This is a genomic window from Nocardia sp. NPDC051052 (assembly GCF_044456045.1).
GTDB lineage: Bacteria > Actinomycetota > Actinomycetes > Mycobacteriales > Mycobacteriaceae > Nocardia.
The window spans coordinates 1-9,126 of sequence record NZ_JBITFL010000035.1 but is presented as its reverse complement, the minus strand read 5'-3'; the positions used below and the strand labels follow the sequence as shown (position 1 = coordinate 9,126).

Sequence of the window (9,126 nt, the reverse complement as noted above, 5' to 3'; positions counted from 1 at the left end):
CAGCGTCGACACCTGGCAGCTGGTGATCAACACCGCGACCACGATCATCACCTTCTTGCTGGTGGCGTTGCTGCAGAACACGCAGTCCCGCTCCGCCGAGGCGGTCCAGCAGAAACTCAACGCCATCGCCGACGCACTGGCCGACTTCATGGGCGAACTCAGCGTCGACCACCCCGAACTCCTGCGCCACCGCCAAGAACTCGCCGACGCCGTCGGCCTCGAACGACGCGAGTCAGCTTGACTTCGACGCGCTGAACGTTCTCGACCGAGTTCGCACCGATTGCGTTCGGTGGCAACGCGCACGCCGGACGATGCCCCTGACCGACCGGGATCGCGGAAAACCCAGGTCCGCTGAGGTATTCGGCGGTATCGGGCTCCGCCGATCGGGTCGATCAGGGGATATTTCTCACCGGCGATGGTCGCGCAGGATGAGCCAGGCTGCCACGGCGGCCGCGGCGATCACGACCGCGGTGACAGGAGTCAGGTTGCTGCGCGTTACCGCGGCAATCTGGACGGCTCGGTCCTGCGGGACGGTAAGAGGTTCCTGTTGCGGCGTCACGCCATGTGAGGCGCCGGATGATTCGGCCATGCTGACTCCCACCAATTGTGCGACAAGCTCACCCGTAACGCATGACCCGCCCAGCTACTTTCAAACCCGCGATGCCCCTGGGCGGTCTGTCTATGCGTTTCGTCCGAGCGGAGCCGGATACCGGCGCTACCGCACGAAGCTCATCGGGTTAGCACATACATACTCAGTCCGGCGGCTCCTGAACCTGTTCGTCTGCCGGGTCGGCGACGTCCGCGGCCGCGTCGAGGTTCGGCTCGTAGCTGCCGGGACCGAGGTCCTCCGCGGCGCGGCGGGTGGTGCCCGCCGGGGCCTGTTGCGGGGCGGCACCGGAACCGGTGAGATCGGGAAGTTCTTCGGCCGCTGGGTCATCGGCGGCCTCGATCGCGGCGGACAGCTCGGCGCGCAAACGGTCACTTGTCGCGTCGTCCCCCGCGTCTTGCGCGGTGGTGATGTCCTGGCGAAGCTGTGCGATGACGTCCTGGGAAACCATGGTCCTCCTCGGTAAGGGGTCACGAAAACGGCCGGGGATGGTCCCGGTAAGGGGCCGCATTCACGCTCTACCCGACATGTTCGGTGGCAATCAAAAGATTCGGGTGGGTACGGGGACCGACCCGAGCGTCGGCGGCCTTGGTAACGGAGCCAGCGCGCCGACAGCGCTGGGGCCCAGCGGTTTCGAACCGCTGGGCCCCACCCGAGCATGGATCAACCTTGGCTGCCGCTGTGCTGGCCACCCTTGGACTTCGTTTCGGTCGGCTGCGCTTCGGCGCCCTTGCGGCCGGCCGCGCTGGGATCAGCGGAGTTGGCTTCGCCGAAACTACCGCTGCTGGCCTGGCCGCCCTTGCTAGCCTGCTCCTCGGTGTCGGAACGGTTGCCGAACTGACCGGGGTTGTTCTGGTCTGCCATATCTGACTCCTAACTAGCTGGCGAAACTTGTAGTGTGGCCGGGTTTTTGGACCACATCAGCGCACTACCCGCGTTCGCGAAACCTAACCACGGGTGCGGAAGAATTATTCGGCGCAAGGGTGTGCCGTTCGTTCCTGTTCGACGGCGCTACCCGCGACGACCGGAGGTCGGTGCGGGGTCGGATCTCATGCCGCACCAGTCCGGGCCGCTAGCTGATGGCGGATGCCTGGCGCCTCGGCGGCAACAGGCTGGATGACCGTCTCGACGCGCCTGAAAAGGGCACGCGCGCAACGTGCGTCGCCGCAGCTGAGGCGGCGAGCAAGGTAACGGAGGCGTCATGTCCAATCAAGTCGGCGAACAGCCCTCGGAGGGTCGGCGAACAGCCCTCGGAGGAACAGTATTTGGAACGCAAAGCCTCGGCATCGGAAGAGACGCAGGGGATGCCACCGCGTCTCCCGCCCATGAACAATCCGCATCGGAAGCGCCGGAAACCGAACCGTCCGATCCCGGCGCCGACGACCCTGCCCACCGATTAGGTGTGCGCTGAGGTGAAGACCACCCGCTGTGATCGGCCTTCTACTGACCTAATGGGAAGTGCGCCAATAGAAGATATCCGTGCCACCCCGGCGAGGACGGAGCCGGTCTGTCGGCTCGACTGGCGGTAGCGCATCGAGGAATGCTCGGCGCCACTGTTGAGCTGTCAGTGGCGTCGCGCCGTCTCGGCTGGTCGGCGATTCCGGATCCTCGGCTATCGCGAGCGCGACATGTTCGACGTGCACTTGCCGATAGCCGAACTCGTTGGCGATATCGACGGCACGCTGCAGGACCTCTTCGAGTCTCGGGGTGATCCAGCCGTTGACGTGGACACCCTCCATGTTTGCGGTAGGTGCTGTCGCCCGGTTGCGGTTCTGTTCTGTCGCGGTCATGCTCGCTACCTCCCTTCGTAGACGCGAACAGAAGGACCACCGAGGTCTAGGGCGGTCCACGCCGTCGGCGGGGTTCTCCACCGGAGCGGCGTCGTGAGCATTATCCACCGTGACGCAGGGCAGGCAAAGCCTCTGCGAAAGGCGGTTTCGGGCAGACACCGGCAAACCTGGCCTTTTCCCCGTCGCGTGCGCCATCGTTTCAGGTCGTCGGCGGGTTCAACTTCACTTTTCGATCTGCGGCTATCTCGAAGCAAGCCGGATCTTCCGGTGAAAGCCGGAGGTGCGGGGCATGATTCGGTGTATCGATGGCGTGGGATTTATCGAGCGAGTCGCTGGCGAAGCAAATCCTTGCCCTGTTCCGCACCCTTCTGGCTTTCACGTTGGGCACGACGGAAGAACTCCGCCAATTCGGTGTCACCGGCGCGTTCGGCATCTTGGCTGTATGTCTCCATCCGGAGCGCATTGCTCAAGCAGGATTCGGTGAACCAGATGAGGTTGTAGTCCTTGTCGGCGGTGCCGGTCACATCGCCTGTCTCAGCGGGTGAGGTCATGGTCTTTCGGTACCTCTCATGGTGGTGTTTTACCTGACGTCTCGGCACTACCCGGGCTTCCCGCATCGAAACCACCGCCCACATCGACGGATCGAGCACGGAACAGGTCTTTCGTCACGATCGACGGGCCGGCACGCCCGCGTCGCAGGCATCGACACGTGCGGCCGGAAAGCGTTGGGAGGCTTACAGTCCCAGCTGGGCTAGGCGGGCGGTAATGCGCGCATCGTTGGTGACGATAGGCGACTCCCTGCGCACCCAGGGGTCGCCGTCGAAGTAGCGCTGAAAGATCTGTTCCGCGGTCCGGGTCGCCAACGCCTGGGCGGACAGGGTCGGATTCGGGCCGCCGAGGGAATTGGCCAGCGCGGAATTGTCGGCGATGAACACCACGATCACATGATGAGTCTGGCCCGCGGTGTCGGACGCGGTTCGGTGGACAGCGGCCGCTGTCCAGGACGAACTTGCGGTCGGCGCCTGGCGGATACGGTGGCGTGAGAGGACGATGGTCGGCATGGGTATCAATGCGGTTCCGGCGCGGGCAGCCGCCGGAGCCGGCGGAGTGGGTGAGGCGCTTCGGCGGCGTGCGGCACGTGACGAAGCTCAGGGTGTGCTGCTTTGGTGGGGCGGATCCGGCCCCAGCCAAGGGCATCGTGACCAGGAAGCGGCGCCGTCTGCGGACAGCGACGCCGATGCCGCCGAGGTGCGAGCGGAAGTCGACGAACGCGCGAGATCCGGCGAACGCGGGATATCCGGTCGGCTGCCTCGATCAGGATCGTGACCGCGATATTGACGCCGAGCGCGGGCAGGCCCGCGTTCACGTTCGCCAGGTCGATCTTCCAGAACGTCGCCCAGATGGCGAACGCCTCGCCGGCGACGATTCCGCACAGCACCGCGGCCTTGCCCAGTAGCGGCCGCTCGGGCAGCCCGGCCACCAGGCCGGGCGCGAACTGGATCAGGCCGCTGAAGGTGATCAGCAGCAGATTCGCCAGGGCATTCGGCCTAGTCAGATCCAGCACCAACGCCAACGCCAGCACGAGCAGCACCACCCCGTGGTTGGCGAGGACCTGGAACCGTGCACTGCCGCCGCGAATGACGTTGCGCGCCACGTTCGATGACATCGACAGCACTATCGCCGACGCCGGTACCATCGCCGCCGACGCGCCGGCCACCGCGATCAGTCCGAGCAGCCACCCGGGCATGGCCTGCGCCGACAGCGTCAACAGCGCGCCGTTGGCGGACGCGTCGCTCGGCAGCGCGAGCAGGGCGACGAAGCCGATCATTATCGGCGGCACCAGCATGACCTGGTAGAGCGGAAGCATTATCCAGTTGCGGCGCAGGCTCTCTGGGCTGCGGGCCGACAGCATCGCGGGCCAAAGGGACGGAAAGGTGAAAAAGCCGATGCCGAGGAGGCTGGCCAGCATGCTGGTGATCCACCACACCTGATCGTTGGGGCCCGCGTGCAGCGTCAGCCGTGCCGGGTGCTGACTCGCGACCTCGTGAAACGCGGGCCAGATCCCACCCGCGACGTGCAGCGGCACCGCGATCGCCAGGATCGCGACCGCGATGAGCATCAGCGCATCCTTCAGATACGAGGTGGCGGCGGTGCCGCGCAGGCCGGCCCGGAGCACGAAGGCCGCCGTGAGCACGGTTCCGACGACCTTGCCCCAGGTGCCGGAAATGTTGTCGTTCGCAACCAGCCCGACGATCAGGCCGAGCCCGGTGATCTGCAGCTGCAGATACGGCAGCATGAAGATCACCGAGAAGACCGCGACCAGCGTGCCCAATGCCTTACTGCCGTAACGCTCCTCGTAGAAGTCGGCCTGCGTGAGATAACCGTGCAGGCGGCCGAGCCGCCACAGCCTCGGCCCGATGAAATACCAGATGACGCAAGCCAGCGGGACGTACGGGATGGCGTAGGTGGCGGCGACGCCGCCGGTGAACGCCAGGCCGGCCATGCCGAGGAAGGTGAAGGTGGTGAAGGTCTCGCCCGCCTGCAGGAACCACAGCGTGATCGCGCCGAAACGTCTTCCGGCAACGGACCATTCGGCGAGGTCGCGGGCGGGCTCGCGGCGACTGTAGAAACCGATCGCGGCGATGACCACCATGCCGGCCAGCGCGACGGCCATGGCGATGCTCACGGCGATTGCTCCCCGGTCTCCTCGTCGGTCCGCCGGACGCGCCGCCACTCGATGGCCGCCAGGGCAGGCACGATCGCCAGCGCCCACAGCGTGGTCCACACCAGCATCGCGGGCAGACCGAACCAGAGCCGGGTGGTGTTGACGAACGGCAGCCACGGTGTGGCCACCAGCGCCACCGTGGGAATCAACGGGAGCAATACGAGCGCGTTACGGTGATGGTGCACCGACGGCCTCCCAGTGCGATGGGGCGGATCGGAGTTTCTGTGCAACCTCCTGAAGGTTACGCGAAACGTGGTGCGACAAAACTGGTTTCGCTGATCCAAGGTTGCGATGATGCCGCGCCGCCCGTGCAGATGCACGAGCAGCAACTAGCCATCGGTCCGGTTGTTGCGGCAATGTGCTCGGTCGGCGGCGTCCCACGGCGATGGTGGGAATAATCGAAGCCATGGGGCAAGCTCTTCGAGAATTGGATCCGCAGGCATCGGCCGCGGCGGCGTTCGGTGCGGAGCTTCGTGCGCGCCGGCTGGCCGGTGGCCGATCGCTTCGTGAACTGGGGCGGCTGGTCCTGGTCAGCGCCGAGTTGTTGGCCAAAGTCGAGAAGGCGCAACGGCGTCCGCGACCGGACTTGGTGCAACGGCTGGATACCGTGCTGCAAACACGGGGTGAGCTCGAACGGCTGGCCGCGCCGTTGTTCACCGCCGCCGATCCACCGGCGTCCGATCGGCCGAAGTTGGCTCCCGACACCGCGGAGCTCGAGTTACGGCGGGTGATCGACGAGGCGCGGGCGGCCGATCACACCATGGCGGATCGGCTCGCCGAGCTCATGACCTTCGCTGAAGCGGCTGCCGCGGTGGACGATTCGGGACTGTTGACCCCGATGCGAAAGTCATTGCGGCGCACGCTGGCCGAGGCGCAACAACTCGCCGGGTGGATGATGTTCGATCGAGGCGATCAGCCCGGCGCCGAGCGGATGTTCGCCGGTGCCAGGACCGCGGCGGAGCAGGCCGGTGCCGCCGATCTCGTCGCCTATGTGCTGGGGCCGAGCGCGGCGTACGCCAACATCTGGAGCGGTAATCCGGAACTGGGCGCCGAGCGCGCGTACGGATCGTTGGCGTGGGCGCGGCGCAGCGGCAACCGGAGGCTGGCGGCGTTCGCGGCCGCGGTAGCCGCACGCGCCCATGCCCGCCTGGGCGAGGGCGACCTGTGTCGGCGGATGCTCGGTGAGTCGGAATGGGAGTTGCGCGGGCATCGGGCGGACGGATCCGATCCCGGCTGGCTGTCGGTGTTCGATGAGGCCACCTTGGCCGGATATCGCGGGTTGTGTCTGTTGGATCTGCACGAACCGCGGGCCGCGATCGCGGCGTTGGCGCAGCAAGAGGTCGCCAGTGAGCCACTGTACGTGCGCAATCGCATCATCTGGCGGCTCGAATGCGCCCAGGCCCATCTGCGGCTCGGCGAGCTCGATTCGGCCGGTGCCGAAATCGAGAAAGCACTGGACTACGCCGGACCCGGCACGGTGACCCCACGGGTGGTGCGGGTATTCCATGCCGCCGATCTGCGTTTGCGCTCGATTCCGAGCGTTGCCGAGCTGGCAGGCACGCGGGAACGGTTGTGCGGCTTCATCCTGGCAAACGAGTGAACGGGTAGGTAGCCCAGCGTAATTCGATGCCCGCGGCGGTATGGACGACGGTCACCGGCTCGCCTTGGTAGCGGCCTTCGACAGCCTGATAGACACCCGGTGCCTCGATCGTGAACCGGGTGTCGGTGTGCTCCGGATCGCTGGCAAGGTGGGCGTGCAGACCATCGTGGCGCCAGGTGAACACATTTTCATCGGCCTCGCACCACCAACCACCGAGGATCTGCCGGATCTCCTCGGGGCACGGCGGCGCGGGCTGCCACACCGGCGCGGCGGGTGGGTGCGCGGCCGCCGCCTGGTCGGTGACGTCGCAGACGAGCTCGGTCAGGGTGATGCCGCGCGTGGCGTTGGTGCACGCGGCGACGACGGTCCCGGACGCCCGGTCGGTGGTCAGTGCCGCGTGGAAGCCTGGCATGCCGCCGAGGTGGCCGGCGAGGACGTGATCGGTGCGGCGATCGAGGATCAGCCCGAGTCCCCATGCCCTGGTCCATGATCGGGTGTCGGCCATGACCTGCACGGTGTGCATCGCGTCGACCACCGATCGGGGCAGGACATCCGGCTCGGCCCCGATGAGCGCATTGCCCCAGCGCAGCAGATCGGTTGGGGTGGACCATAATTGGCCGATGACAGCGTTGGCCGCCATGTCCATGACCGGTTCCCGGTGGAAGGCATCGATGAACGGGTCGATGCGATAGCCGACCACCGCGTCCGCCGGCGGCAGCCAGGTGGTCCGGCGCAAACCCAGTGGCATCAGCAGTGTTTCGCTGATCAGTTCGGCACAGGGCCGGCCGGTGATGTGTTCGATGACCGCGCCGATCGCGGCGTAGCCGAGGTTGGAATACTGCCAGCGCTGTCCGGGCTCGCCCACCATTTCCACCCGGGTGAACGCCTCGTGGAGTTCGGATTCGGACGGTCCGAGCATCGACGCCCACATGTCGACGGGAACCTCACGTTGCAGGCCGCCGCAATGTGCCAGCAGCATGCGCAGCGGTACCCGGCCGAACGAGGTCGCGGGAAGATAGTGCCCCACCGGAGCATCCAGGTCGAGGCGTCGCTGATCGACCAGCAGCAGCGCGAGGGCCGCGGTGAAGGTCTTGGTGATGGAGCCGATGCGGTACACGCTGTCATGGCAGGCGGGCACCCTGTTCTCGACGTCGGCCAAACCTGTTGAGGCGGTCGCGAGGAGCGCGTCGTGCTGCGCCACGGCCACCGTCAAGCTGGGTAGCCGGTGCGCGCCGCGCAACTGGGTGACGCGGTCGGCGAGCGTCTTCTCGAAATCGGCGTCCATGACCCTCCGTTCACTGTCAGCATCGCATGCCGCGCACGGGCGGTAATGCGTACAGAATCTGTTGTACGCATCGGCTGCCTTCTGCCCCAGCGATGTTCGGACGAGGCTGGTAGCAACACCCGTCGCCGATCGGCGACGTTGCCGATCGGTGCCGGGTGTTGACCCTGAGCGCGCGTGGGCTCGGAGTTCGAGCACTCTGCTACGGCCTTCGTCACGAAGTCGGCGTCGGGCGTAGGCGAAGCCGCCGGCCGGTACACCGATGTGACTGTTTACGGAGGGGAGGTATCGGGGTATCGGCCGGAGGCGAGGCCTGGCAACGTGGCAGCCATCGTTTCCAGCCGCGAGGGTGCGGAATGAGCACTGTCATGGATGTCGGTTCGGCCGCGGCGAGTGCCGTAGGGACCTCGCACCGCGTTTCCGAAACCCGGCGGCAACTCGCGGAGCTGCTCGATCGACGCCCATAAATAATTCTCCTACGCACAATTCGCTGCGTCACAGGACGGATCACCTGGGGGGATCGGCACCGCCGATCCCGTGTCTCCAGGCGATTCGTCAGGGCAGAAATTGCAGGAGCTCGGCAAAATCCTTGAGTTCCGTGGAGCATTCGTATGCGAGCATGGCTACCATTGTGCGACAGTGTGCCGGAACGTTTTCGGCAAGCCATTTCGATTCTCTTTTATCGCTGACTTGACTCTGCAGCCAGCGAAGTAATCGGCGTCCGGCGTCGGTGTATCGCAGGGATGGGTCGTTCAAAAGCGTCCGCATGGCCGCGGTCCGATCCGCGGTGTGCTTCGGGGCTGAAATATCATTGCTGTCGTTGTGTCCGTTTGCTTTCTCTTCGCGCTCCGTACTGTCGGCCCACGGCTTTCTGTGCTCCCGCGGCGGAAGGGAATCGCCGCCTCGGCGCATCCGGTTCTTCACATCCTTTGCCGTCGACAACGATATTCCGGCCCGCTCGGCGATCTCGCGCAGCGGCGCGTCGGGATTGCTGGCGATCAGGTCCGACGCCAGTTCCCGTTCCGCTCGGCGTCGAGCGCGTCATCGCGGTCGGCCATTCCAGCGGTGGGGCGGTCGCCACCGCGCTCGCCGAGCAACGCCCGGACCTGGTGGCCGCGGTCG

12 protein-coding genes are annotated in these 9,126 nt (G+C 66.1%); 3 read left to right on the top strand and 9 right to left on the bottom strand.

The window, feature by feature from the left end; all coding sequences use genetic code 11:
- Positions 1-241: low affinity iron permease family protein (locus ACIBCN_RS44375; RefSeq protein ID WP_396998897.1), on the top strand; the 241-nt coding region annotated here is incomplete at its 5' end.
- A 165-nt stretch (positions 242-406) separates the two neighbouring features.
- On the opposite strand, the gene ACIBCN_RS44370 is transcribed toward ACIBCN_RS44375, so the two are convergent.
- The 8 genes from ACIBCN_RS44370 to ACIBCN_RS44335 form a co-directional block, all read right to left on the bottom strand.
- Positions 407-589: a hypothetical protein gene (locus tag ACIBCN_RS44370; protein WP_396998895.1), complete on the bottom strand. Its 183-nt coding sequence runs from the start codon at positions 587-589 to the stop codon at positions 407-409.
- A gap of 163 nt (positions 590-752) precedes the next feature.
- A complete protein-coding gene (locus ACIBCN_RS44365; RefSeq protein ID WP_396998893.1) occupies positions 753-1,058 on the bottom strand; it encodes a hypothetical protein in 306 nt (101 codons plus the stop codon).
- A 212-nt stretch (positions 1,059-1,270) separates the two neighbouring features.
- Positions 1,271-1,471, bottom strand: a complete 201-nt coding sequence (locus ACIBCN_RS44360) for a hypothetical protein (protein WP_396998891.1) — start codon at positions 1,469-1,471, stop codon at positions 1,271-1,273.
- 584 nt (positions 1,472-2,055) lie between these two features.
- A complete protein-coding gene (locus ACIBCN_RS44355; protein ID WP_396998889.1) occupies positions 2,056-2,397 on the bottom strand; it encodes a hypothetical protein in 342 nt (113 codons plus the stop codon).
- Positions 2,398-2,714: 317 nt separating this feature from the next.
- Positions 2,715-2,948, bottom strand: a complete 234-nt coding sequence (locus ACIBCN_RS44350; protein ID WP_396998887.1) for a hypothetical protein — start codon at positions 2,946-2,948, stop codon at positions 2,715-2,717.
- A 183-nt stretch (positions 2,949-3,131) separates the two neighbouring features.
- Positions 3,132-3,341, bottom strand: a complete 210-nt coding sequence (locus tag ACIBCN_RS44345; protein WP_396998885.1) for a hypothetical protein — start codon at positions 3,339-3,341, stop codon at positions 3,132-3,134.
- Between the two features lie 122 nt (positions 3,342-3,463).
- The gene (locus ACIBCN_RS44340) at positions 3,464-5,083 is read right to left on the bottom strand and encodes a sodium:solute symporter (RefSeq protein WP_396998883.1); all 1,620 of its coding nucleotides are present in this window, start codon (positions 5,081-5,083) and stop codon (positions 3,464-3,466) included.
- The gene (locus tag ACIBCN_RS44335; RefSeq protein WP_396998881.1) at positions 5,080-5,307 is read right to left on the bottom strand and encodes a hypothetical protein; all 228 of its coding nucleotides are present in this window, start codon (positions 5,305-5,307) and stop codon (positions 5,080-5,082) included. The genes ACIBCN_RS44340 and ACIBCN_RS44335 overlap by 4 nt, the downstream gene beginning before the upstream one ends.
- A gap of 221 nt (positions 5,308-5,528) precedes the next feature.
- Here ACIBCN_RS44335 and ACIBCN_RS44330 point away from each other — a divergent pair, with 221 nt between their 5' ends.
- Positions 5,529-6,722 (top strand): helix-turn-helix domain-containing protein, encoded by a 1,194-nt coding sequence (locus ACIBCN_RS44330; protein ID WP_396998879.1) that lies wholly within the window; start codon positions 5,529-5,531, stop codon positions 6,720-6,722.
- On the opposite strand, the gene ACIBCN_RS44325 is transcribed toward ACIBCN_RS44330, so the two are convergent.
- Positions 6,703-8,007 carry a serine hydrolase domain-containing protein gene (locus ACIBCN_RS44325; protein WP_396998877.1) on the bottom strand — a complete coding sequence of 435 codons (1,305 nt, stop codon included), beginning with the start codon at positions 8,005-8,007 and terminating at the stop codon, positions 6,703-6,705. The two genes, ACIBCN_RS44330 and ACIBCN_RS44325, sit on opposite strands and share 20 nt — an antisense overlap.
- Positions 8,008-8,747: 740 nt before the next feature.
- On the opposite strand from ACIBCN_RS44325, the gene ACIBCN_RS44320 reads away from it, so the two are divergent.
- The coding region (locus ACIBCN_RS44320; protein ID WP_396998875.1) for an alpha/beta fold hydrolase at positions 8,748-9,126 on the top strand (379 nt) is incomplete at its 3' end.

What these genes read in the sequence shown, in the direction of transcription:
- ACIBCN_RS44370 (WP_396998895.1), bottom strand. Translation starts at nt 589, where the DNA reads ATGGCCGAATCATCCGGCGCCTCACATGGCGTGACGCCGCAACAGGAA.
- ACIBCN_RS44360 (WP_396998891.1), bottom strand. Translation starts at nt 1,471, where the DNA reads ATGGCAGACCAGAACAACCCCGGTCAGTTCGGCAACCGTTCCGACACC.
- ACIBCN_RS44355 (WP_396998889.1), bottom strand. Translation starts at nt 2,397, where the DNA reads ATGACCGCGACAGAACAGAACCGCAACCGGGCGACAGCACCTACCGCA.
- ACIBCN_RS44365 (WP_396998893.1), bottom strand. Translation starts at nt 1,058, where the DNA reads ATGGTTTCCCAGGACGTCATCGCACAGCTTCGCCAGGACATCACCACC.
- ACIBCN_RS44330 (WP_396998879.1), top strand. Translation starts at nt 5,529, where the DNA reads ATGGGGCAAGCTCTTCGAGAATTGGATCCGCAGGCATCGGCCGCGGCG.
- ACIBCN_RS44325 (WP_396998877.1), bottom strand. Translation starts at nt 8,007, where the DNA reads ATGGACGCCGATTTCGAGAAGACGCTCGCCGACCGCGTCACCCAGTTG.
- ACIBCN_RS44350 (WP_396998887.1), bottom strand. Translation starts at nt 2,948, where the DNA reads ATGACCTCACCCGCTGAGACAGGCGATGTGACCGGCACCGCCGACAAG.